The organism is Halomicronema sp. CCY15110, assembly GCF_016888165.1.
GTDB lineage: Bacteria > Cyanobacteriota > Cyanobacteriia > Phormidesmidales > Phormidesmidaceae > Halomicronema.
In genome coordinates this window covers 56,180-80,011 of record NZ_JACSWC010000425.1, presented here as the reverse complement: position 1 = coordinate 80,011, position 23,832 = coordinate 56,180, and the positions used below count along the sequence as shown (strand labels likewise).

Here is a 23,832-nt window from a genome sequence, read left to right as displayed (position 1 = left end):
TCGCCTTACTCCGCGACCAGGGCAGCAAGTTACAGACTGCCGCCGATGAACAATTAGCCGAACTGCAAGCCCTCATTGAGTCCCAGTCACAGGTTGAGGACGAATTCGACCAGGCCGAAATCGCCGCGATGAAAGCCGCCGGTGCCAAACGGGGCGTCATGCGGTTCCAGATTGAGGCCGAGCAAGAAGACAGTGCCTATTACCAGCTACGGAAGGCCCGCGCCGCCGCTCGTCAAAAGAAGTAATCGCGTTGGCGCAGCCTCTCCTTTGGAGAATCGCTACGAAGCAAAACAACTTTTTGAGGTGTTCCTATGGTTTTTGGTTGGTTAAGACCGGAAGAAGACGACGATCGTGTGATTGGCGAGATTAGTAACGACCGAGGCGACCATGCCGTTTTTGACATTCCTGCTGATGGCGAGGACGACGTGGATCGCATCATGCGCGATCACGGCGTGAGGAATGACCATGATGAGCAAGAGAGCCGCCGCTATGATGCTGAGCGCCGATGGGAGCGGCGTGACCATGACGAGCTGCGTTATCGCACCGATGATGTCGTTGACCGTGATGAGGACAGAGAGCCTGAAGAGGATGACGACACCATTGATGAGCGCGATGAGCAGTCGGCTAGCGGTGGCTGGTGGCCGTTTGGCTAATCTCTGAGTCATCGGTATAATGTGGGAGTATGGGTGTACTCCCACCCACACTAGGAGGAGCTATGTACACAACCTCGAATAACCTGGAAAACCTGGAACTCTATTTGGAGCATGACAGCGGTTATGTCGGCTGGGAATTGACGCCTGAAGACATTGAAGAGGCTAGGATGCCGAAGCTGGTGTTTCATAGTGATTCCGCTGATGCGGAATCCGCAGTCCTGGAAGGTTGTTCCTACATCAGCGTTGACATAAACTACTGCCTCAACCTGTCTCCAGGTCAGCAGAAGCTCTATGAGATTTTGGTGTCTTTGCAAGAGGGCGCTGTCTTCACTGTGACGACTGTTGGTAAGCTGGCTAAGGCGATGGGACTAGATAACCCCTTAGCGGCTGGGAAGCGGTTAGAGCACCTGCAAGTATTGGGCGCGATTTCGGGCTTCAAACCTTGATGTCCACACCACATCATCAATGAGCCTCTGCTGTCTGGCAGGGGCTTTTTTAATGGCAGCGTTGACGCAGCCTCTCCCGCGGAGAATCGCGGTTGACTTTTACCAATGGGTGGCCGCCCGTCGCGGTCGTGGTGGCCCCAGTCGTTCTCCCCGGCTCCCCGTGCATACGCTTCCGATAGTGGCGATCGCGCCTCTCGGAATGGTGGCCGACAAGAATCGGTTGGCCGAGGGGAATAGCCTGGCCCATGTGAGAGGCCGTCTCGGAATGAGCTGAGCTTTGCCGCTAACTCTTCGTAGCGATCGCGACGCTGCTCCCGCTTGTCGTCAACGACTTCCCGGCGTTGCTCCAAGGCGTCCTGCACGGTGCCTTGCTCGGTAACGTCAGTTCGGGATAAGAAAGCCCTGGCGTTGGCATCCCGCCGTGGACTCAAAGTCCACGGCTGACTGGCACAAGTCCGTTGAAACGGACTGCGACTTCGGGAATTGAGTCCGTTTTAACGGACGTTCGCTGTGAGCCAGGGCAATTTATTCCCTGGCGGATTGGTCATCAAGCTTAACCCGAACTCAGGTTCGGTAGGGTCTGTCTGCTGGATAGTTTCGTCGGACATCGGATTGCTCCTGAAATCTGTGCCCAACATCGAAGCGATAGCCAAAAAAGTGATGCCCCACGGGGGGCATCGTGATGGGGATCAAGCCGCTTCGAGGTCAACAGTGGCGTTGTTCAGTAACAGGTTTGCGGCCTTCTGAGCCAGGGTGGTGGCCTTGAAGAACGCCTTATTGTCCGTGCCGATTAGCTCCATCCAGTCCTCGATATAACTGGCATGGTGCTCTAGCGCTGGCGTAATGCCTAGCTCGTTACAGACGAAAGAGGCACCCAGCTCCGCAACCATTTCTTCAAAGGCATACTCTGAGGTGCCGAACTGATTGCGAATGTTCCGGTTGAGACGGGATTCATGCCCGGTCCGGTGGATCAGTTCATGAATCGCTGTCGAGTAGTACAGCTCAGCCGAACTGAAAGCCTCGAAATGCGGTAGGCGAATTTGATCGCGACTGGGTGAATAAGCGGCTTTGCTTCCCCCATGTTGGATGTCAGCATCCTGGGCGAAGATCAGCCACTCCGCCTCATCAATACGAGCGTCGGGGTTTTCTGGCCCCCGGTAGCGGTCGATCACCTCAGCGATCGGATGCTCGGACTCAGAATCATCGAAACAGTCCAGGTTAAAGACCTGGAGCCACTTGACGGCGGTGAATACCTCTTCTTCGACCTCACCTGTCACCGGGTCTTCCTTTTCCTTACGGACGACACCACCCCAGCGCAGCCAAGTGGCTTTGCTGCCCTTCTGAAGCTTCCAGCCTTTTTCCTGAGCTTGTTTAAACCCAGCAAAGAGGGGGTACTGGTACCCCTTCGCCATCACATCCACCTGGGCCAATAGCGGGTTGATGCCACCATACTGGTGCCCTGTGATGGCATTGCAGGTCGGCACAACGCTCCACGGTTTTCGCCACGGAATGTTGCCTGATTCCATCAAGGCCAGCAGGTTGTCAGCCACCAGTTGGAACTTGTCAGTTCTTTTAGACTTAGGCATGGCGATTAATTGATAGAAGTTCAGCCATGCTTGGCGATAGCCCAAAAAAACTGCTTGCCAAAGAATGACAAGCAGCCTCGGATGAGGATTAACCGTTTACATCGGACCAATCAAACTCAGTGGGTAGCGTCTGAGTCTTGGCGTATGCGTAGAAATCAGAACGGACCCGATAGCAGACCTTCCTCAGTGTGATGAGCTGCTCCAGGGTCAGCAGCACATACAACGCGCCGCTGAACTGATAACCTGCCTGAAGGTCCACCCGCATGGCATAGACATTGGGCAATTCCTCCATTGTTGGAGCCTGGAAACAATACGCGATTTGTGAAGTAATCCAGAGTTCGGGCGGCAGACTGCACCACCAACTGAAGCGCTGGGGGCAGAGTTCCCTGGCAGCTTCGTGTAGGTCTACAACTTCGATCCAGGTCAGTCGCTCTGAAGGGCTATCAAGCATCAATTTCGCAATATAAGGACTCAGGGGATACGGTGATTTGACCGGATTCTCTAGCGCAACTAATTGCATGGTCTTATTTCTTTTTCGCAACGTAAAACGTCATCACACGTTTGCGAAAGCAAGTAGCGAATAACGCTGAGACAGGTTAGCCCCGTTCGGCTCCAGCCAAAAAAAGCAGCCACCCCCGAAGGGATGACTGCGGTGCTGGTTGATCTAGCTCAGCAGCTTGACCACGGCCTCTAAGACTTCCGGGCCGCGAGGCGTATCCGTGGGGATGAACACCCGTCGCCGCCAGGAGATGATCTCGGTGAAGCAGCCAGCCACCTTGAGCTGTTCGCACAAGCCGTCCGAGAGGGTGCCCGCAATTTCCAACCGTCGCTCATCCATGAGCCACGAGGATTTCAGCGACAGGCCACCCGGCAGCGGTAGGCGTTGCTTCTGGTTGAACGCAGTGTCAAACATCTCCGCAGCCGATAGCTCAACCTGATGCACTCCCAGCGACTTGGCGATTTCCTGCATCTTGTGCAGCTCCACCACCCGACCGATTAGGCGCTCGCCGTCATCGGTCTGCAAGCGGTACACCCGCATGTTTTCCTGGTCGAGGGAGTTCCAGATCGGCAGCAGCAGGCCACAGATCAGGAAGATACGGTCACTGGTGAACTCAGGGATTTGACTCACTTCGTTCTGCCAGCAACGCTCCCAGTTGGGCTGAGAGGCTTCTTCCCAAGTGCTGCTTTCCAGCTCTGCCACCGTCATCTTGGCGCGAATCACAGGACGCACCAGAGCCACACGCGGAATGACCGCCCCCGAATCGCTGAGTGCAGATGAGGTTGGAATGACGACTGCCGCACGTCCAGACTTCTGGTTGACCATCAAGCGGCCTTCCCATCGGTCTTGCAAATCCAGGGCTTCAGGAACACTGGTGAACTCCGTCCGCCAGCTACGCTCGACCTCCACACAGAAGGTTTCGCTGCCAGAGTTGTGCGTATAGACCACGTTACGGTCAGCCACCGTCAGCTTGTCAGCCTGGATGGTTTCGACGCCACTCTCGAAAGTGCCGTCAGAGATCGCCGCCTCGACCCGCGCCTCGACCAGCATCTCGAACACCTCAAAGAGGTCGTTCTGTAGCTGAATCGGTAGGGCCAGAATGCGGTTGAGGAATCGCGCCATCGTCGGCAAATCTTCCCGCAACTGCCCCTCGTTGGTGGTGAGGGTAAGTCCGGTAGTCTGCTCGAACTGGGCCAGTGAACAACAGTCCACTTTGCCGCCGTACAGCAGTCGGAACAGTTCCCGCAGGGCTGATTGAGCGTAGATCGATTCCAGGTTGTCTTTGGAGTCAAAGAGTCCCTGTCCTCCGGTCTGCCGCTGCCCACGGGTGAGGGCTCCCAGTGCGTCAAGCCGTCGGGCAATCGTCGAGATAAACCGCCGCTCACCCCGTACGTCGGTCACCACAGGCCGAAAGATCGGGGCTGTGGCTTGGTTCGTGCGATGGCTCCTCCCTAGACCCTGGATCGCGCCATCAGCCTGCCAGCCCGATTCGAGCAGGTAATGCACCCGCCGCCGCGTATTCTGACAGCCCAAGTCGGCATGGTATGAACGCCCGGTATTCCCCGCGCCGCTGAAGATCAGGACATCCTTCTCTCCATCCATGAACGCTTGGGTTTCCGATAGGTTTGCTGAGCCGGGGCGCTTGGCCACGTACTGCCGTCCGTCTGGATCACTGAGAATCCGAATGGAACGCCCGGTGACTTCTGCGCACCGATCATGACCAAAGTGGTGCAGAATTTGTTCTAATGCACCAGGCAGGGCTGGTAAGGACGCAACTTTGCCAACTAACGCATCTCGCTGGGCTGCCGCTTCGCGGCAGATCACGGGATTGCCGTCAGCATCTTGCACCAGACTGGAGCGCACCTGGCCGTCTTCGGTCGTGTAGACCTCATAGAGGTAGATCGGGAAGGCGTTGACCAGGTAGGTCATGATGTTCTCCCGTGGGGTCACATCAATATTGAGGTCATCCCATTCCTCGGTGGGCAGGTCTGCTAACCGCCGCTTGATCATCTCCTCATTGGTAGACACCAACTGGATGACTGGCGCTAACCCCTCGGCTAGATCAGCCTCCATTGACTGAATCAGGCTGGGGCACTTCATCGAGGTCAGCAGATGGTTGAAGAACCGCTGCTTATTGGACTCGAATGCCGAACGCGCGGCTGACTTAGCTGAGCGGTTGTAATTCGCCCCGCTAGCCGCTAACGCTTCTTCCAAGTGGGTATGAATGACCTGGAACACTTCGGAATAGGTGTCGTAGATCTTGATTTGATCTGTGGTCAGCGGCACCGTCAGCGCATCGTACTCGACGCCCTCAAAGCTGATGTTGCGGGCAAAGTACATGCCCAATGCTTTCAGGTCACGGCATACCACTTCCATCGCGGCCACCCCGCCCGCCTCAATCGCTGAGATGAAGTCAGTGCGAGTGGCAAACGGAAATTCGCCCGTCTGCCACAGGCCCAAGCGCGACGCATAGGCCAGGTTGGCAACCTTGGAGGCTCCCGTTGCCGAGACGTAGACGACCCGTGCATCCGGCAGCGCGTTTTGCAGGCGCAAACCTGCTAAGCCCTGTTGGGACGCTTCTTGAGTGCCGCGATTACCTTCGGTGGCGATCGCGTTGCCCATTGAGTGCGCCTCATCGAAGGCAATGACGCCATCGAAATCAGCACCCAACCAGTTGGTGATTTGTTCTAGGCGCGACTTCTTGCCCTGCCGACTGCCACCCCGCAGGGTTGCGTAGGTCGTGAACAGAATCCCCTCGTTAAGCTGAATGTCACTGCCCAGCTTGAACTTTGAGAGCGAGACAATCTGGGACTCGTCACCACCAAGGGCTTTCCAGTCCCGTTGTGCGTCCTCGATCAGCTTGTCGGACTTGGACACCCATAGGGCTTTCTTTCGTCCCTGGAGCCAGTTGTCCAGCACAATGCCAGCGACCTGACGGCCCTTACCAGAACCCGTGCCGTCACCGAGGAACCACCCGCGCCGAAACTGCACGGCATCCGGGTCGTTGCTGCTGGCGACTTTAACCTCATCCAAGGTTTCATCAACCTTGTAGAACCCGCCCAATTGCTGACTATGAGCTTCACCTGCATAGACGACGCTCTCTAGCTGAGCTTCTGAGAGCAGACCCTCCACCACCGCTTTCGGCAGTTTGGGTCGATAGCTGGGCATCGGTGGCCGCACAGCACTGAGCGCAACTGACTCACACAGCGTTGTGGGATGCTTCTGCGCCCCTTTGATGGCGATCCGCTGAGGCTGGTAGACCTCATAGAGCACGGCCTGAGTTTGCGTGGTCGCCGGGGGAACTTCCTCATACGCCACATCGATCACGTCATCCCAGAACGGGCCAGGATTCGCTTCAGTGGGTTGTGGGTCAGGCTTCGGTTCAGCTTTGGCTTTCGCCTTAGCCTTAGCCACTTTGTGCTGCGTTGGCTGAATTGCCGCGACAGGCTGAGCAGCTTTGGGCTGAACAGGTTGCAGCTCACTGCGAGGTGGCAACTGCTTTAGCAGGTGAGCGACTTTCGCCATCTCCAGGGATTTCACCCTGGCCGTCTTGCCCTCGATCTGAGCAATGGCCCACTCGGTTCCCAAATCCAAAGAGATGGGAGTTCCTTGAGGCGTAATCTTGTCGATCACCGTCAGCCGGGTATCCATCGTGGTGCCATGCTTGGCGTATGCCTCACCCGACACGGTGACGGTGGCCCTCACACAAACCTGATCTTCCAGGCCAGAGAACGCGGTTCTCCAAAACTTAGAACCAGGCTCGAACCACTGACCGGAAATCAGCACCAGGCGGCCACCCGGCACCAATCGCAGGAAGGCAGAGCGGACATGGTTGCCAGTCGCAGCGGCATTACGCCGATCTTGACGAGGCGATGCACTAAAGGGCGGATTTATCACCACCACCGAGGGCTGTATTGCCTCTGGCAAGTGGTCGTGGATGTGCTCCGCATTGAACTGGTAGGTCGCCGCATTTGGAAACAGGCTGCAAAGCAGCTCATAGCGGCTATCCGCCAGTTCGTTCAGCACCACGTTCGCCCCGCGAACCTGGCAGAACTGAGCTAAGATGCCCGTCCCGGCTGAGGGTTCCAGAACTAGGTCGTTCGGTGTAACCCGCGCACAGTGGGAAGCGATATACGCCAGTTGCAGCGGCGTTGAGAACTGCTGCATAGCGATCGCTTCTTCGCTCCGGCGAGTCTGGGTGAGACCAAGGGCCTGCAACCGCGCCAACTCTTGCAGAGCAGCGATCGCGGATGTGCCCTGAGCCTTCATCTGCTCGGTAAAGTACGGCAGCATGAAGACAAAGGCGGACTCCTGGAGGTCGTAAACGTCCTTCCAGGCCCACAGGCCCTCAGCATCCGAGCCGCCAAAGGACTCGTGCATGAGCTTTCTGGCATGACTGCGATGTAGCTTGCAGTTCCGCCAGAAGATGCGGCCCAAGCCCTTGATAATTTCCAGTAGTTGATTTTCCGGCGCATCATGCGTCGGATGCGCTTCGATAGTTGGCTGTAGCATAGCTTTCGCCTATAAAGGTCAGTCCCTCGCGGCGATAGCCCAAAAAAGAAAGCAGCCGTCTGTGAAGACGACTGTTAAAAGGAAGGGGAGCGTTACTTGTCCTTGGTGGTTGCCCAGCAGTCAGCGATCGCGTGAGCTATGGCGAGAAACGCTGGTTGTGTCCAGAGCGCAAGGCACCCAGACGGCAGGGTTTGCAGCAGCTTATGGGCAAAGACCGGATGACAGGGTTCCACCAGGCTCAGATTACAGAGCACCTGATAGAGTTGGAAGTGGTGACTGGCGAAAGCGAAAAATTCACCCCATCCAGATGGACAGGGTGAGCGGTAAACTAGGGGCGCTTCAGCTTTCGCATCCGCTGAGCATTAACCACTGGTGGTCGATGGTGCTCTTGGTGAGTATGCAGGTGAAAATGCTTGAAATTCACCCCCGATTTGCACATAGCGACGAGCAAAATCAACGACAGGATTCGAGACAGCATAAGCACTCCAGTGCATCGTCCCCACAGCGCATTAGCGCGTCACGATGGGGCGAAGTTTGCAGGCGTAGGCCGTAACCTCGTGGCGGTGATAGCTAGATGCCATGTCTCGCTCGATAAGCCCGTGAGGTTCTTTGGCATCAACGCTGTTCCAATCGAAATAGTTGAGCATAGGACGGATGGGCAGTCCGGGCCGCATCGCCCGATAGACGATCACCGTGAATCGGGCGTAACCGTGGGGAGAAGCCATAGTGATGTCCTCTTATGAGTTCGCTGCCGCCGGAGCGGAAGCTAATGGCTCTCCCAGAAACTGCGCGATCGCTCTGGCATTTTCAATGCAGCGCTGCCGCCGCTCCCATCTCCTTGCAAAGGGCAGGACTTTAGCCGGGGCGTTAGCTAGGTGCCCGGTGCGCGTATTTTGGAAAATCACCGTTCCCTTTCTGGCCCCACAAAGCCAGTGCGACGAGTCAGCGGAATAGAGGCAACCCGCTAGTTCTTCGATCGCCTTTTCCCAGCAGAGGCCAAACACATGGAGGCGATCGCCATGTTGCTCGCAAATCGCTTTCAGAGTTTTCAAGTTGGCGACTCGTCTCTCTTTATCAGCAACAATCTCCTCTGCTGTGCGGTTGCGTCTATGGTCAACCCGCATCCAGGGGACGCAGGCCCCAATGCCGACAAGGGGGGCTTCGTTAAGGAACTGATGCAGGATGGCCTCATCTGCGCCCCATTGCCAAACCGGGACCAGGGGCAAACCACAGTTTTTGACGCGGTTCCAGTTGGCGATCGTGGCGTCCATGTTGCCGAGGACATCGGGAGCGACGACAAACTCGAACGACCGCGATCCCGCCACTTCCAGGTAGCGATCGACATCAATAGTCGTCCCGTTCTTGAAAGCTCGATACGCTCCAGAGTCGAGGGCGACTTGGGCGTTCATGCCATTGGCGTTGTGCAGGTCGGTCGGATCGATCAGGATGCGCGTTACTCCGGCCTCTTGAAGCATGTCGCGCTCCTCGGTGGAGCTAATGCCGGAAAAGAAATATCGCATGTTGCTTTTGCCTGAATGAAGGTCACTCAGGCAGCGCACCCGCGCCAAAAAAGACGCTTCCACGGTGAGAAGCGTTGGTTGCAAGGTTGTATCCGCTAAATGAAGCTCAAGACTCGGACGTAGCCCTTACGAAGTATTGAGCTAATAATGTCGAGGTCAAGTGTTTTGTGTCTCAAAAGGTTCTGCTTTGGCAACGCAGAGATTTTGAACGTAGTAAAAACTCAGGTTAAAGTGGCAGCAAATTCTGTTGGACGAAAGCCATGGCGAATCTTTATGCACTGCTGGTAGGCATCAATGATTATCCACAGCCAGTGCCTTGTCTGAGAGGATGTGTCAACGATGTGGAGATGCTGGCGGGATACTTGCAGGAGCGGGTTACCACCGAGCAACTCGAACTGCATGTGCGAACCTTAAAGAATGCTGAAGCCACCCGTGAGGCCATCATTCAAGCCTTTCGCGAGCATTTGGGGCAAGCTCAGGCAGAGGATTCCGTGCTGTTTGCCTACAGTGGACATGGCTCTCAGGAGGATGCGCCGCCGGAACTCTGGCATCTTGAGCCCGATCGCCTCAACGAAACCCTGGTTTGCTGGGACAGCCGCCTTGAAAACAGCCGGGATCTGGCCGATAAAGAGCTGGGCAAACTCATCGCAGAGGTGGCTGAAAAGGGTCCCAAAATTACCGTCATTCTCGATTGCTGCCATTCCGGCTCGGGGAGTCGCCCGTTAAATACCCGCTATGTGGAACCCGATCGCCGCCGTCGCCCCATTGAGAGCTATCTTTGGACACAAGCGGCAGAGACTCGCAGTGCTGAAGCCACCTTGTCAGCTGTGCCCCAAGGGCGTCACGTTTTGCTGGCAGCTTGCCGCGATTTGGAAACCGCGAAGGAAAATTTCGCCAAAAAGCGCGGAGCCTTCTCTTATTATTTGCTAGAAACGCTAAGTCAAGCCGCTGGTAATTTGAGCTGCCGAGAGGTGTTTAAGCGCACCCACGCTCTCATTACGGCGCAGGTGCCGAACCAAATACCGCAGCTGGAAGCTACCGATCCTGATGATTTGGATTTGCCGTTTTTAGGGATCGGAGCAGCCGCTTCTAACCAAAATCGCCACGCTTATTTCACCGTTTCATATAACCAGGACTATGGCTGGGTGATTGATGCAGGGGAACTTCACGGTATCCCAGCACCGACACCTCAGGAAACCACCCAACTTGCTCTATTTCCTTTTGACCATGCCGATCCCCATTCCCTATCAGATGCCATTGGCGCAGCCTCCGTGGTCGAGGTGCTGCCGCAGTTGAGCCGCATCCACATCACGGGGTTGCCATCCTTGCGGGAAGATGAGGTGTATCGGGCGATCGCGACCTCAATGCCGTTAGCACCGGTGGGCGTGGTGTTGACGGGGGACGAAGCGGGGGTTGCCCTGCTCCAAGAACGGTTGGAGCGCGCATCGCTGTATTTGACTCACGTAACCGATCCCGTAGAAGCAAAGTTCAAAGTTCATGCTGGGCATGGCAGATATCAGATTTTGGATGCGGTGGGAGAGCAGGCCTTGGTGCGGGATTTGGTCGGGTTTAGCGGGGCGATCGCTGACAAAGTGATCGAACGACTGGAACACATTGCTCGCTGGATAACCGTTGCCGACTTGAACCGATCCCCGCATAGTCGTATCCCTGCCAATGCCATCCAACTCGATATTTTGCAGGACGGCCAAGTTTTAGAAGATGCACCGATTTTGCTGGCCTATCAACGCTCAGGTACCCACTGGCAGCAACCGACTTTTCAAGTCCGGTTAACCAATACCAGCGATCTGCCTCTGTATTGTGCCCTGCTGGATTTGACGGAGCGTTATGCCATCAGTCCAGTTGGGTTTGAGGCAGGTGGCGTTTGGCTACAGCCAGGGGAAACGGCTTGGGCTAATGGTGGCAAACTACTGTATGCCTCTGTGCCTAAAGAACTCTGGCAGCAGGGAGTAACGGAATATCGGGACATCTTCAAGCTGGTTGTTTGTACAGCGGAGTTTGACGCACGCTTGATGGCCCAGGGCAATCTGGATGCTCCCCTAACTCGCTCGGTGCCGTCAGCTAACGTTCGACCCAGTAACCTGAATCGCCTCCTGCGCCGAGTACAGCAGCGGGATATTGGGGCCGAACCAGAAGACGATATGGTGTTGGATGACTGGTCTACTACCCAGGTAACTGTAGTGACGGTGCGCCCTCAAGAGGCGCAGGCGATCGCCCCCTCAGGTCGTGCTATTTCCCTTGGAGCCGATGTGCAGTTGCATCCTCACACAGGTTTGCAAGCCACAGCCCGGCTCACCTCTTTGCCAGAAGCGACGCGATCGCTGGCCCAGCCCACCCTTCCCCTTATTTTCAACCAGGACAGTGCCGAGGCTGAACGGCTCTACTTTACCCGCAGTCGCGGCAGCGATCCGGGGCTGAGCGTGTTGGAACTGGAGGTGATCGACCCGGACTCGTTGCAGACGGTGACGCCGACGCATCCACTCCGGCTGACGTTGCCGATGCCGTTAGGGGAGGGAGAGTACATCTTGCCGATCGCCTATGATGGCGAATTCTTCTTGCCGCTGGGGCGATCGCGTTCCACTGCTGAGGGTACCGATATCTTGCTAGAACGTCTTCCTGAGTCATCGACTGCCGCGGAACGCAGTCTGCAAAGCACGGTGCGTATCTTCTTTCAAAAACTCCTCAGCAACAAACTGGGACTGGCTTTCGAGTATCCCCAGTTGTCCGCGATTTATCTGCTGGAAAACGGGCAAGTGGTCTATGAAAAGGAACCCGCTACCCTGCGCCCCCAAATTGCAGAAGCCCAACGCATTTTGTTGCTAATCCACGGACTGATGGGCGATACGCCAAATCTAATTAACGACCTGCGATCCGGGACAGAGATGGGGGCGTGGTTGCGCGATCGCTACGACCTCATTTTGGGGCTTGACTACGAGAGCTTCAATACCTCTGTAGAAGAAACGGCCCGTCAACTCAAGCTGCGACTGGAGGCAGTGGGGCTACATGCCAATCACCCGAAGCACCTGGATGTCATCGGCTTCGAGCTCGGCGGTTTGATTGGGCGCTGGCTGGTCGAACGGGAAGGCGGGCACGACATGGTCAGCCATTTGGTGTTGGTCGGTGCTCCTGGTGCGGGGACTCCTTGGTCAACGGTACAGGGATGGGTAAGCACTGCCCTGGCGGTTGGGTTGAACAGCCTGTCCACAGTGGCCTGGCCGGTGAAAGTCATCGGTAGTTTAGTAGCGGCGATGGAAATGTTTGACGTTACCCTCGATCAGATGCAGCCCGGCTCAGAGTTGCTCAAATCGCTCGAAGCCAGCCCCAATCCTCACATTCCTTACTCAATCATTGCTGGGAACGCGGCCCTAAAATCCTCTGCCTTAGTAACCGATAGCAAGGGGAGCAGTTTGGTGCAGCGATTGGTGAATAAGCTGACAGGGGGAGCCGCGAGTCTAGCGTTTTTGGGGCAGCCCAACGATCTGTTTGCCAGCGCCCATAGCCTGAAAGCGATCGCCCTTGCCCTCGACCCCGCTCCCGTTATTCAAGTAGTTGCCTGTGACCATTTCACCTATTTCACTGCTGACCAGGCTCAAGCCGCAATTAAACAAGTCCTCACAAAATAGTTGAAAAAGTTCGGGGAATCCCTCGAATTTTGGGTTGCTTCAGTAGGTGAACGTAATGACTTACAGTACTTTCTAGCATTTCAACAGAGTTGGACTTAGGGGAAGTTCCCCTATTTATCTTGGGTCCATGGTGCATAAATCAGTCTCAACAATACTGGAGAAAGTCCCATGGAAAACCAAATCTCTAACTTTGCATTGAATGAAGAAGTGCTGCAATCCATTATCGCTATGAATGAAGAAATATCTTTAGGTCAACAACCTAAGGATTTTGCCACAGTACTTCCTGAAGATCTTGAAGAGCTCGCTGAAGCCATCTTAGACTCAGCAGTACTCTCCCATGAGAGAGCGATCGCTCACCGTCTGAATCCTTCTGAATTTCCAATTTCGGATGACCTATTCGAACAAGCTGCTCTTGAGCTCTTTGACGAAAGTAGTGACTCTGCAAAGCAGGAAGCCGCCGAATATGTGAAAGCTTTGATCGAACGCCCTCTAATTGAACGTAGTGAAGAATTTTCTAACGCAAAGGCGATTGACTTACGTTCTTCCGAGAGTATTCGCAATCAGGTTCAGCGTCTTCGAGAAACTGAACAAAGACAGCTTTCTGCTGAAAAAATAAAATCACTTGATTTGTCTGAAGAGTCGACAATGAGTTTGTTGCAGAGCGTAGAAGTGCTACAAGATCTGGCCATTCGAGTGGATGAAGCCGCGATGGCAAGAGTGGCTGCTATCAATACTTTTGATTTGCAGGGAAATGCCACACCGATTCAAACTAAATATCTCCAGCTCGGAGAAGAGAACCTGGGCAAAAAGGTAGGCACTGAGAAATTGGTCAAAGATAACAAGGGCCGAACCGCCAGGATGCAACGCTATCAGAAAGGCGCAATCTATTGGACACCTGAACATGGAGCCCATGCTATTTGGGGCAAAATCTACGATAAGTATCAACAGATGGGAGCCCACAAAAGTTTCGCGAGCGTTCCTAGATCGGATACGCGAACCTCAAAACTAGGAGCAATTTACAATCACTTTGTCAACAACACAACGATTATTGCTCGTAAAGGAGGGGAAGCGCACGAAATTCATGGAGCCATTCGACAGGCTTGGTTGCGGTGGGGCGGACCTGACAGCCGTCCCTGTGGGGCTCCCGTTTCGGATGAGCAGGTATTGAATTCAACCCTTGAGAAACTAGGGAAATTCAAGGGGGGACGAGTCAGTAAATTGCAGCGTGGCTGGATGGTCTGGTCATTGCATGACAACGATAACGCTCACTTCATTCCCGATGATTTGTTGCCGATGTGGCAATCTTTAGGGGGTGAATCTGGCCGCATTGGCTACCCAATTCAAGATCCTGTTCGAGTACCCTTACCTAGACAAACCCACAGATTTGGCTGGCTCTTACGATGTCAAGGAGGAACTCTCAACTCCGGTCCTGGAGCTCCTTTTATTCGCCCCTTTGACAAAGTTAATCTTGTTCTCAAAGAAATGACCTGCCATAAAATGACCCGCTGGGAGGGCGGCATATTTGGCGGTCATGATGAGATTGACTATGGGGGTATTCAGGTTGATTTTGATGCTTCGACAACTCTGGTGAATAGTTTCCGAGTCGGCAAGTTTAGAGATGGAGAACGGGAGGTATTCAATCCTCCAAAAGTAATCACAACCTTTGATCTGGCTAAAGGAGCTGGTTGGCCAAGGGAGGCAGGATTTATTTGTAACATCGCAGAAATTGATCGAGGGGGAAGATTCGACAAGTATCTCGAAAAGTTTTTCAAGGCCGCTAAGGATTGGGTCGAAGAGGAAGTCGATAAGGGCATTAGGAAGCTTGGCCAATTTATCGAATCAGAGGTGGGACCAATTGTGGCCACTATCGTCGCAACGATTTTAGGAGCGATCGCAGATTATCTGCTGAGTAAGCTGTGGAAAGCTTTAAGGAGATTTCGTCAAGATTATGTTTTCCCGGCAGTCATGCTTTCTCTAAAAATGGAAAACGTTTTCGCCTTTGGTGCAGATGGAGAAGGCCCAACTTTTGAACGAACCTTCAGGAGTGACAAATTTCACGGTGGAGCTCTGTACAAAGGGAAGTTTCGATTTGAACAAGCTTGATCAACTTAGATGATTCACTTGTTCCGTTGGATAATTGGAATAAGCATGAGGTCAGACTAATTGTAAGCTTTCCCATCTCTATGAATTTGATGGGAAAGCTTTTTTTCAATTTTATAGCTCAATTTAAAATAACATTTCATAACAAAAAACTATATCCTTCGGTCTTTAAGAAAAAGTAATTTCGATACCATCAAATGTGCTTTGCAACTGTTATTCGGCACCAAGATAAGTTGCCATTGATACTCGAATACTGAAACTTCTTCCGTAGATTCGTGGACTGCTTTGATTCCAATCGATTGGGTTTATCCGGGAAACAAACAATTCAGTATGTAGTACTAAGCCAAGGCTCTCCAAGTGAGACTTTTACGATGTCAAAAGTAAACTCAAACTTTAGTCATAGCCTAGCGATCGCTATTGGCGTCAATAAATACGCCAACGGCATTGCCCCGTTACGCACTGCCACCCACGATGCGCAAGCCCTCGCTCAACTTCTGAAGTCCGAGCATGGTTACGATGTGCATCTGCTACTGGATGAATCTGCTACTAAACAGGGGTTGCTGCATTGGCTGAGCGATCGCCTCCCACAACTCGTCACTCCTGACGATCGCGTGTTGTTTTACTTTGCCGGGCATGGGGTCGCGATCGATGGCGACGATGGCCCAGCGGGCTATCTGGTGCCGCAAGATGCAAAGCCGGGCGACGACACCTCGTTTTTGCCGATGCAAGTGCTACATGATGCACTGACCGCTCTACCCTGCCGCCATTCCTTGATTATTCTGGACTGTTGCTTTTCGGGAGCCTTTCGTTGGTCGAGCACGCGCGACATCGCAGCCCATCCCGAAGTGATTTATAAAGAACGGTTCGATCGCTTCCTTCGATCCCCAGCTTGGCAGGTGATTACTTCAGCGGCTTACGATCAAACCGCCTTCGACATTTTGCAGGACCATCGCGGGCATGGCCATACAGGTAACCATTCCCCCTTTGCTGAAGCTCTGTTTGATGCCCTGCGGGGACAGGCCGATCGCTTTCCCATTGCTGCTGGTGGGCTGGCGAGCGGCGATGGGGTGATCACCGCGACCGAACTTTATCTTTATCTACGAGATCGGGTGGAACTAGCTACGGAAGCGATCGACCAATACCAGACCCCCGGCCTCTGGCCACTGCGAAAGCATGACAAAGGGGAATATATCTTTTTAGTGCCGGGGCATGAGCTAAATTTACCTCCTGCACCAGAGCTGAGCACCGCTAATAATCCCTATCGAGGCCTGGAATCTTTTGACGAAGCCCAAGCCCATCTCTACTTTGGTCGTGGCCAGTTAATAGAAGAACTTCAAACCTTTGTGCTGGAGCATCCCCTCACGGTGGTATTAGGGCCATCGGGCACAGGCAAGTCCAGTCTGGTAAAAGCAGGATTGATACCGGCGTTGCGTCAATCTGACGATGCGGATTGGCAAATCTTGCCGCCCATTCGTCCGGGGGATGCGCCACTCAAAGCCCTCGCGCAGGCCATTCTCTCCCTGAGTTTGGATAAGGAAGCGCAAACAGCAAATGTTGACGACTTGGCAGAAAACTTGGCCCAAGATTCCCGAGAACTGACGCGACGGGTGATGGCTTGGGGCGATCGCTTCCCCCACAAGCGTTTGCTGCTGGTGGTCGATCAGTTTGAGGAACTAATGACCCAGTGTCGCAGTGAGCGGGAACGGCAACAGTTTTTGCAGCTACTCCAAAAGGCATTACGTCTGGGCAAAAATAGGGGACGTATTGTACTGACGCTGCGCTCTGACTTTGAGCCCCAGTTTCAGTCCTGGCTGACGGATATCTGGATGCAGAGCCGCTTTCTGGTCAAACCCATGACTCAGGATGAATTGCGGCAGGCGATCGAAGCGCCAGCAGCGGAACGGGTGATGGTGTTTGAACCCTACAGCTTGGTGGATAAACTCATTAATGAAGTGGTGCAAATGCCGGGTGCATTGCCATTGCTGTCCTTTACCCTGAGCGAGCTGTACCTGAAATATCTGCAGCGTCAGGATGGCGATCGCGCCCTCACCCAAACCGACTACGAAGCCCTGGGAGGTGTCGCTGGATCCCTGACTCAGCGAGCGACTCAAGAATACGAAGTCCTGAAGCAACAAGACCCGGCCTACGAGCACACGATGAAACGGGTGATGCTGCGGATGGTGGCGATCGAGGGTGGGGAATTAGCAAGACGGCGGGTACTGCGATCGGAGTTGGTGTATCCCGATGACGCAGAAAATACCCGTGTGGAGGTGGTCATTCAACGGCTCATCACTGCCCGTCTGATCGTCAAAGGCCAAGACCCCGGCGGTGAGGCCTATGTAGAGCCCGCCCATGATGCGCTGGTGCAGGGATGGAATCAGCTCCAGCGCTGGAAGAATGAGGAGCAAGAAAACTTAAGCTTGCAACGCCTGCTCACCCCGGCGGCTAGAGAGTGGGCGGATAACCGGGAGGGCAAGAAATCGACGGGTTTTTTATGGAACAACAATCCCCGACTTGATCTGCTTTTAGCTGACCTGAAATCAAGTCAGAGTTGGCTCAATCAGCTAGAACGTCAGTTTGTGAATCAAAGCCAAAACCGTAGACGCAATAACAGCATGCGTTTAGCAGGTTTCCTATTAACGGTGTTCTTAGCTCTGAGCGGTGCAACCGGGATTGCCTTTTTTCAGCGAGCAGAAGCCCAGCGCCAAAGTGGAATTGCCCAGCAAAGCGCTGATGAAGCTGAACAACAGCGACAGCAAGCAGAAGCTAATGCAGCAAGAGCTAAGCGAAACGCTGATGAAGCTGAACAACAGCGACAGCAAGCAGAGGAACAGCAGCAGCGGGCAGAGGCAGGAGAAGCCGAAGCTCAGAAACAGTCAGAGATTGCTCAAAAACAGACGCGAGTTGCCCAGCAGCAAACCCGACGGGCGGAACAACAAACATTATTGGCTCAACAGCAAACCCGGATAGCTGAGCAGGAAAAGGCAGGATCTGAGCGGAAATCGGCAAACAGTGAGGTACTGGCTCAGAGCTTAATTGCAGAGAGCCAGTTTAAATCTGGCCTGCAGATAGAGGGACTACTGATAGGACTCGAAACTGCCCGTAGCGTCCAAGCCAAAGGAGGGCTAATTGAAGACGATAAGGTAATGCAAACTGCAGCCATATTACAGAACGCCGTATATTCAATTCAAGAAAAAAACCGTTACCAGGACCACTCTGATTGGATCTACAGCATCAGTTTTTCGCCCGACGGCCAGACCCTCGCTTCCGCCAGCAAAGATGGCACCGTGAAGTTATGGGATAGAAACGGACGTGAACTACGTACTCTTCATCACGCTGACGCGGTTTATGAGGTCAGCTTTTCGCCTGACGGTCAGACCCTCGCTTCCGCCAGCAAAGATAGCACCGTAAAGCTTTGGGACAGAAACGGGCACGAGCTACACACCCTCCATCACGCCAGTACGGTTTATGAGGTCAGCTTTTCGCCCGATGGAAAGACCCTAGCCTCTGCCAGCGGAGATGGCACTGTGAAGCTGTGGGATAGAGATGGCCAAGAACTGCGCACTCTCCAGCATTCCAATTATGTCTACGCTGTAGCGTTTTCACCCGATGGAAAAACCATTGCCAGTCTTAGCAGTGGAGACGTGACACTGTGGAATGCAGACGGACGCAAATTGAGAACCTTTCAAGCCAGTAGCGGTTCACCAGCAAATTCTGCTAATTTTTATGATGTGCACGGTGTGAGCTTTTCACCTGATGGGCAAACCATTGCTATTACCAGCAGCAATAGTACGGTGGAGCTATGGGATGTAAACGGGAGCGAACTGCCAACCCTCCAGCATCCTAGGCCATATTTTATCCATAGCGTAAATTTTTCACCCGATGGCTCGACCATTGCCACAGCAAGTAGTGATGGTACTCTTACGCTTTGGGATAAAAGTGGCCATAAAAGTCAGACCCTCTGGCATTCTGATGCAACCTTATTAGATGTCAGGTTTTCACCGGATGGCCAAACTATTGCCAGTGCCAGTAGCGATGGCACTGTAAAACTCTGGAATCAAGACCATCGCAAACTGAAAACCCTCAGCCCTTATGGTGGCAGCGTTTTCAGCATAAGTTTCTCCCCAAATGGCCAACTTCTTGCCTCCGCCAATAGACAGGGAATCTTGAAGCTGTGGGATGTAAACAGCCGTCAGCAAAGAGTCCTATGGAAATCAGGTGCAGCCTTGTTAAGTGTCAGTTTTTCGCCTGATGGTCAGATTATTGCCGGTTCCAACAGCAATGGCACCATAAAGTTGTGGGACAAAGACGGTCAGGAACTAAAAAACTTTCTGCATTCCCGTTATGTCTACAGCGTCGGTTTTTCGCCCGACAGTCAAACCATTGTCTCTGCCAGCAGCGATGGCACTGTAAAGCTATGGGATCTACAGGGACGGGAACTGCAGACCCTGCAGCATTCTGATGTAGTCCATAGCGCGAATTTTTCACCCGATGGACAGAATCTGGCCACTGCCAGTGGCGATGGCATTATAAAGTTGTGGACTCGAGAAGGCCGGGCACTGCAAACCCTGCAGGGCCATGCTGATGCAGTCTACCGCGTAAAGTTTTCGCCCGATGGTCAGATCCTGGCTTCTGCCAGTGGCGATGGCACCGTGAAACTCTGGGATATGGAGGGTCGTGAGCTAAAGGCACTACAAGGCCATTCGGGGGCTGTCAATGATTTGAGTTTTTCGCCCAGTGGCCAAATCCTTGCTAGCGCCAGCTCTGATGGCACGGTGAAGCTGTGGAATAAGGAAGGTCGGGAGCTGCAAACCTTGCAAAGCAATGCTGACTTTATCCATAGCGTCGTCCACAGCGTCAGTTTTTCGCCTGATGGCCAGACGCTTGCTAGTAGCGGCTCCGATGTTCCAATTGTCCTCTGGAATTTTAATCTTGACGACCTGACCGACAAAGGTTGCGATTGGTTGCAAAATTACCTATCCAACCCCGCTACCCCACCTGAGCATAAAGCCCTCTGCCAAAACAACCTGCCCGAGCTAGCCGCTTCCTCGCAGCCCACTACTCTGGGTTGGCAAAACCCCATTGCGTCCGTTTTTATGGGTGTTACAAGAGCCTTCTCCCGATAGTGTTCCAACGCTTTGCTAAATGGGGTTCGCCACAAGTTCAGCCAGCCTCTTCTTGGGCAGAGCAAATGCCATTATCCACGTTGGACTAAGGTTTTGGGCCTAACACTGGAAATCAAAATCCATCTGAACTTGGCAGAACTCCAACAGGCGGCTGATTGGTTCGCAGAGGCCTGCTACGAAACCCTTGACTTGCAAAAAGTGCTGCGATATCTCATCGGGCACCAAATTGTGCCAGAAGTTCAGGGAGGACAAGTGGCGATCACCCTCCACCAATCTCACCTCCAAGGCATTGTTCTGCTCAAACCGAATCACCAAGAGTTGCTCCTCGAAGCCAACGACGAGGCGGCAACAAAGGCACTGTTCGAAGCCATCAGCTGGCAAGGATGCCCAAGGCGAGTGTTTACATCCGGGAAAGTCAAACCCTGGTTAAAGCCCCTGCTGATAGAAAGATTCACGCTGGTTCGGGAACATGATCAACTGGTGATGATTTGCCAAGAGCCACCCCAAAACGGTCGGGGTAGATGGGCCACTCAGGACGATTGCGCCACCTTGGATGCCTATGGCAAAGCCTATTGTGCAGAGCGAAGGAGTAGTAATCCGGCTGCCGACTCGATGTCTTTAATCGAGCAGAAAAGAGTTGCTGTTTTAGAAGTGGGCGATCGCATCGTTTCAGTCGTCAAGCGAGGACAGCAAACGCCTCAGTATGCACGAGTCTTAGCCCCATTCACCTTTGCCGGATATCGCCGCCAGGGATATGCCCGCCAACTCTTGGCGTTTTTCGTGAGTGAAATGTTGCGGGAAAGACCGGCAGTTCATTTATTTGTGGATGACGATAATGCGGCTGCAATTACCTTGTATAAATCCCTGGGTTTTGAAACCATTGGGCGGTGCTACACTGCCTATTTTGAATAGGAGCTGGATTGCCTTTCGAGTATTCGGCACAGGATCACAAATTTGTTCTCCGTACCTGTTTTGTAAAACGCTTTTGCTGGCTCAAAACCCACTTTGCGCCACACTCGTTGAGCCCGCTGATTAAAGTCTGCAATGGTTACTCTTAATTGCTCGGACTGGAAGTGTTCTATCTCATAGTCAACTACGGCTTGTGCGTAAAACTTGCCGTTACCTTTCCCGGTCAGATCTGGACGAATTCCCATGCCAATATCCAAGCCTGCTGCACGATAATCGCCTCCAGGCACCTGACCATCTGCGCCAAAAGAGCAATAGCCCTCCAAAACTCCTTGCAAATTCAAAATGGCAAAGAAAGCATTATCGGGGGCAAGTAAATTCGCCAGACCATGCTCGATATCGCCCTGAAAGTTGTAAATGTCATAGGGATAGGAATATCGCCAATTTAGGATTTCTCTCCCGTGATTGATCTCTAGGGGCTTAATCTGCAATTCCATTGTGGGTTAAATTCTGAAGCAAGGTTTGAGAAAAATACAGTTGGTTTAGTCGTTATTCTTTAAGCATAGTTTTGCCGCGATCGCTTTAATTCTTGCTTGCATCTATTTTGGAATCATTTATAGCGATCGCCCTTGAATTTTAAGCCCTAACCTGCTGAGCCATGAAACTGACTATCCGCCCAGCTACTCTTGAAGATGCTCCTGCCATTCATGCCGCAGAGCAAGCAACGGCTCTAGAACCGGGGTGTCTCGTGTCCGCGCCGGAAGAACTCTGTCTGCCCGATTTTGAACGTAAGATTAAAGCTTTGGAGACCGCGGGGCGATACATTGTCGCCGAAACTCAAGACCAGGTTGTTGGCCACGCTTGCTTGGCACCGATGGAGCTGCGGGCGATCGCTCATGTCTTTCGGCTCACTGTCGTCGTACACCCAAAATTTACCCGACAGGGAATTGGCAATGCTCTCATGGCAGATTTATTGCAATCGGCGGCGGAAGACTCGCGGATTCAAAAGATTGAGCTGCTCGTCAGAGCAACTAACCAACCGGCCATCCATCTCTATCAAAAACATGGCTTTGTCGAGGAGGGACGTTTTCATAAACGGGTTTGTCTGCTAGACGGCACTTTTGTAGATGATATTTCTATGGCGTGGTTTCCCAGTCGTGCTGGCACTGCTGAGCAACCCATCGCCCAAATTATCCCGCTCAGTTCTCCTGCTCTAGAGGATGCTAGAGCTGTTCTGGGCATTCACTATGCAGCCGTCAGGTTAGGGGCGATCTCGGCTTATCCCCAAGAGGTCGTCGAAGCCTGGTCACGTCGTCCCGATGATGACAAACGGATTCAAGGGATTAAAAAAGGCTGGATAGAAAACCCTGAGATGTACTTTGTGGTTGCCAAGGTGGGTGATCGGATTGTCGGGTTTGGCCAAATTGACACCCGTGGTGAAGTTCAGGGAGTGTATGTGCATCCTATTTTTGGGCGGCAGGGAATTGGCGGTCGTTTGTTAGCGGCATTGGAAGAGTGGGCGATCGCGGCTGGCATTGCCCAACTCCATTTAGATTCCTCGCTGAATGCCCAGGCTTTTTATCAACGAAACGGATTCGAAGTGGTGGAGTACGGCCAGCATCAACTCCGGTCTGGTCTGTTCATGGACTGCGTCAAAATGCGTAAACTTCTCAACGCCTCGACGATTCGCGAGGATAAATGAGATGTGGATAGACGCTCTCACCCCTGAAATTGTGTGTGATTATCTCCGGCAGGCAGACCTTGTCATAGAACCGGATGAGCTGCAGTTGGAAGCGCGTGAATGCCGCTGGGCGGTGCATCTGCCAGAAAACCGGATGAGCTGGTTTGCCATGACCGAGGAAGGCCACCGCCGTTTATGCACCGAGCGCAAAGTTCTTAGGCTATTGGAGGCAAAGTGTTCCTTTGCAGCCCCCCGAGTTGTGTATGAAAGCCACAGTGGTCTGTTTGATGTGCGTACCAAAGTTCCTGGCCTGGTGCATCCCCAGGCAATCTTCAATCGATTGCGCCAGGATTTAAAGCTAGTGGCTCAGACAGGAGCAGCGATCGCACAAATCCTGGTCGAACAACATGCGAAGATTACAGCTCAGGACGTAGCTGGTTGGTTGCCAGAAACGCTCGAATGGCCACTCAGTTCGGTTCAGATTCGGCAGCAAGTGCCTCAAGTTGTCGATGATTCAGCTTTGATTCACCAAATCGAAAGGCTACTGAACCAGTATGATGCTCTTCTAGTCCCCAGCAATGATAGGGTGCTTATCCATACTGACATTGGATTCCACAACCTTGCCTTCAATCCCCAGACCTTTGAGGTTCTCGGCATCTTTGATTACGACGGTGTAGCCTGGGGCGATCGCCATCATGACTTTCGCTATCTGCCATTTGCCAAAGACGTTTCAGCCATGCTAGGAGCAGCCCTTACGGTGTATGAACCAGCCTTGAACCGAAGGCTTTCGCGGAGACGCATATATCTCTACAACGCAGTATGCGCCTTTAGCTATCTCGCCTACCGTATGGGAACTGCGCCCGAGGAAAACTCCTGTGGACGTACCCTGGTGCAAGATATGGACTGGTGCCGTTGGGTGATTGCCACCTTAGAGGCAATGGATTGACCAATGTTCGATATCAGGTCAAGAGCCACTGCGACGAAAGGGCACATCCTTCTCGGTCCAGTTAGGATTGCGATCGCCATACTCCCCCTGCTCAGTTCTCTCTTCCTGCGGCGTATCATCGTGTTTGGGAGTAGGATCTTTCTCGGTCCAGTTGGGGTTGCCTTTCTTTTTACCTGACTCTGGGGAATGTTTCGGCGTGCTCATGATGCAGCCCTC

The 23,832-nt window shown here is 53.3% G+C and carries 16 protein-coding genes and 2 pseudogenes; 9 read left to right on the top strand and 9 right to left on the bottom strand.

Annotated elements, in window-relative coordinates:
* From JUK32_RS23680 to JUK32_RS23670, 3 genes and pseudogenes are all read left to right on the top strand, one after another.
* Positions 1 to 245: pseudogene (locus tag JUK32_RS23680) on the top strand (hypothetical protein); the annotation flags it as partial.
* 66 nt (positions 246 to 311) lie between these two features.
* Complete coding sequence (locus tag JUK32_RS23675; RefSeq protein ID WP_204141340.1) at positions 312 to 653, top strand: hypothetical protein; 342 nt, start codon at positions 312 to 314, stop codon at positions 651 to 653.
* A gap of 62 nt (positions 654 to 715) precedes the next feature.
* Positions 716 to 1,099 carry a hypothetical protein gene (locus JUK32_RS23670; protein WP_204141339.1) on the top strand — a complete coding sequence of 128 codons (384 nt, stop codon included), beginning with the start codon at positions 716 to 718 and terminating at the stop codon, positions 1,097 to 1,099.
* A gap of 49 nt (positions 1,100 to 1,148) precedes the next feature.
* On the opposite strand, the pseudogene JUK32_RS28865 reads toward JUK32_RS23670, so the two are convergent.
* From JUK32_RS28865 to JUK32_RS23635, 7 genes and pseudogenes are all read right to left on the bottom strand, one after another.
* Positions 1,149 to 1,367, bottom strand: a pseudogene (locus JUK32_RS28865) (DUF3560 domain-containing protein); the annotation flags it as partial.
* Between the two features lie 421 nt (positions 1,368 to 1,788).
* Positions 1,789 to 2,685 (bottom strand): ArdC family protein, encoded by an 897-nt coding sequence (locus JUK32_RS23660; protein ID WP_204141337.1) that lies wholly within the window; start codon positions 2,683 to 2,685, stop codon positions 1,789 to 1,791.
* Between the two features lie 88 nt (positions 2,686 to 2,773).
* Positions 2,774 to 3,205, bottom strand: coding sequence for a hypothetical protein (locus JUK32_RS23655; protein ID WP_204141336.1), 432 nt, complete (start codon positions 3,203 to 3,205; stop codon positions 2,774 to 2,776).
* 144 nt (positions 3,206 to 3,349) lie between these two features.
* A complete protein-coding gene (locus tag JUK32_RS23650) occupies positions 3,350 to 7,696 on the bottom strand; it encodes a strawberry notch family protein (protein WP_204141335.1) in 4,347 nt (1,448 codons plus the stop codon).
* A gap of 328 nt (positions 7,697 to 8,024) precedes the next feature.
* Complete coding sequence (locus tag JUK32_RS23645; RefSeq protein WP_204141334.1) at positions 8,025 to 8,174, bottom strand: hypothetical protein; 150 nt, start codon at positions 8,172 to 8,174, stop codon at positions 8,025 to 8,027.
* Positions 8,175 to 8,205: 31 nt separating this feature from the next.
* Entirely contained in the window at positions 8,206 to 8,421 is a 216-nt protein-coding gene (locus JUK32_RS23640; RefSeq protein WP_204141333.1) for a hypothetical protein, read from the bottom strand.
* Between the two features lie 12 nt (positions 8,422 to 8,433).
* Positions 8,434 to 9,300: a hypothetical protein gene (locus tag JUK32_RS23635; protein WP_204141332.1), complete on the bottom strand. Its 867-nt coding sequence runs from the start codon at positions 9,298 to 9,300 to the stop codon at positions 8,434 to 8,436.
* 176 nt (positions 9,301 to 9,476) lie between these two features.
* Between JUK32_RS23635 and JUK32_RS23630 the strand changes: the two genes are divergently transcribed.
* The 4 genes from JUK32_RS23630 to JUK32_RS23615 all read left to right on the top strand — a co-directional run bounded on the left by JUK32_RS23630 (position 9,477) and on the right by JUK32_RS23615 (position 20,995).
* Positions 9,477 to 12,857 (top strand): caspase family protein, encoded by a 3,381-nt coding sequence (locus JUK32_RS23630; protein ID WP_204141331.1) that lies wholly within the window; start codon positions 9,477 to 9,479, stop codon positions 12,855 to 12,857.
* 168 nt (positions 12,858 to 13,025) lie between these two features.
* Positions 13,026 to 14,960 (top strand): LGFP repeat-containing protein, encoded by a 1,935-nt coding sequence (locus JUK32_RS23625; RefSeq protein ID WP_204141330.1) that lies wholly within the window; start codon positions 13,026 to 13,028, stop codon positions 14,958 to 14,960.
* A 368-nt stretch (positions 14,961 to 15,328) separates the two neighbouring features.
* A complete protein-coding gene (locus tag JUK32_RS23620) occupies positions 15,329 to 20,083 on the top strand; it encodes a caspase family protein (protein ID WP_204141329.1) in 4,755 nt (1,584 codons plus the stop codon).
* Between the two features lie 93 nt (positions 20,084 to 20,176).
* Positions 20,177 to 20,995: a GNAT family N-acetyltransferase gene (locus JUK32_RS23615; RefSeq protein ID WP_204141328.1), complete on the top strand. Its 819-nt coding sequence runs from the start codon at positions 20,177 to 20,179 to the stop codon at positions 20,993 to 20,995.
* Here the strand turns inward: JUK32_RS23615 and JUK32_RS23610 are convergent.
* Positions 20,983 to 21,486, bottom strand: coding sequence for a GNAT family N-acetyltransferase (locus tag JUK32_RS23610; protein WP_204141327.1), 504 nt, complete (start codon positions 21,484 to 21,486; stop codon positions 20,983 to 20,985). The genes JUK32_RS23615 and JUK32_RS23610 overlap by 13 nt on opposite strands.
* Before the next feature lie 161 nt (positions 21,487 to 21,647).
* Here JUK32_RS23610 and JUK32_RS23605 point away from each other — a divergent pair, with 161 nt between their 5' ends.
* Both JUK32_RS23605 and JUK32_RS23600 read left to right on the top strand, forming a co-directional pair.
* The gene (locus JUK32_RS23605) at positions 21,648 to 22,691 is read left to right on the top strand and encodes a GNAT family N-acetyltransferase (RefSeq protein WP_204141326.1); all 1,044 of its coding nucleotides are present in this window, start codon (positions 21,648 to 21,650) and stop codon (positions 22,689 to 22,691) included.
* 31 nt (positions 22,692 to 22,722) lie between these two features.
* Positions 22,723 to 23,616: a phosphotransferase gene (locus tag JUK32_RS23600; RefSeq protein ID WP_204141325.1), complete on the top strand. Its 894-nt coding sequence runs from the start codon at positions 22,723 to 22,725 to the stop codon at positions 23,614 to 23,616.
* Positions 23,617 to 23,634: 18 nt separating this feature from the next.
* Here JUK32_RS23600 and JUK32_RS23595 read toward each other — a convergent pair whose 3' ends face one another.
* On the bottom strand, positions 23,635 to 23,820 hold the full coding sequence (locus tag JUK32_RS23595) for a hypothetical protein (protein ID WP_204141324.1): 186 nt from the start codon (positions 23,818 to 23,820) through the stop codon (positions 23,635 to 23,637).
* Between the last annotated feature and the right edge of the window lie 12 nt (positions 23,821 to 23,832).

What these genes read in the sequence shown, in the direction of transcription:
- JUK32_RS23650 (WP_204141335.1), bottom strand. Translation starts at nt 7,696, where the DNA reads ATGCTACAGCCAACTATCGAAGCGCATCCGACGCATGATGCGCCGGAA.
- JUK32_RS23625 (WP_204141330.1), top strand. Translation starts at nt 13,026, where the DNA reads ATGGAAAACCAAATCTCTAACTTTGCATTGAATGAAGAAGTGCTGCAA.
- JUK32_RS23640 (WP_204141333.1), bottom strand. Translation starts at nt 8,421, where the DNA reads ATGGCTTCTCCCCACGGTTACGCCCGATTCACGGTGATCGTCTATCGG.
- JUK32_RS23660 (WP_204141337.1), bottom strand. Translation starts at nt 2,685, where the DNA reads ATGCCTAAGTCTAAAAGAACTGACAAGTTCCAACTGGTGGCTGACAAC.
- JUK32_RS23655 (WP_204141336.1), bottom strand. Translation starts at nt 3,205, where the DNA reads ATGCAATTAGTTGCGCTAGAGAATCCGGTCAAATCACCGTATCCCCTG.
- JUK32_RS23610 (WP_204141327.1), bottom strand. Translation starts at nt 21,486, where the DNA reads ATGGAATTGCAGATTAAGCCCCTAGAGATCAATCACGGGAGAGAAATC.
- JUK32_RS23645 (WP_204141334.1), bottom strand. Translation starts at nt 8,174, where the DNA reads ATGCTGTCTCGAATCCTGTCGTTGATTTTGCTCGTCGCTATGTGCAAA.
- JUK32_RS23605 (WP_204141326.1), top strand. Translation starts at nt 21,648, where the DNA reads ATGAAACTGACTATCCGCCCAGCTACTCTTGAAGATGCTCCTGCCATT.
- JUK32_RS23630 (WP_204141331.1), top strand. Translation starts at nt 9,477, where the DNA reads ATGGCGAATCTTTATGCACTGCTGGTAGGCATCAATGATTATCCACAG.
- JUK32_RS23595 (WP_204141324.1), bottom strand. Translation starts at nt 23,820, where the DNA reads ATGAGCACGCCGAAACATTCCCCAGAGTCAGGTAAAAAGAAAGGCAAC.
- JUK32_RS23675 (WP_204141340.1), top strand. Translation starts at nt 312, where the DNA reads ATGGTTTTTGGTTGGTTAAGACCGGAAGAAGACGACGATCGTGTGATT.
- JUK32_RS23670 (WP_204141339.1), top strand. Translation starts at nt 716, where the DNA reads ATGTACACAACCTCGAATAACCTGGAAAACCTGGAACTCTATTTGGAG.
- JUK32_RS23620 (WP_204141329.1), top strand. Translation starts at nt 15,329, where the DNA reads ATGTCAAAAGTAAACTCAAACTTTAGTCATAGCCTAGCGATCGCTATT.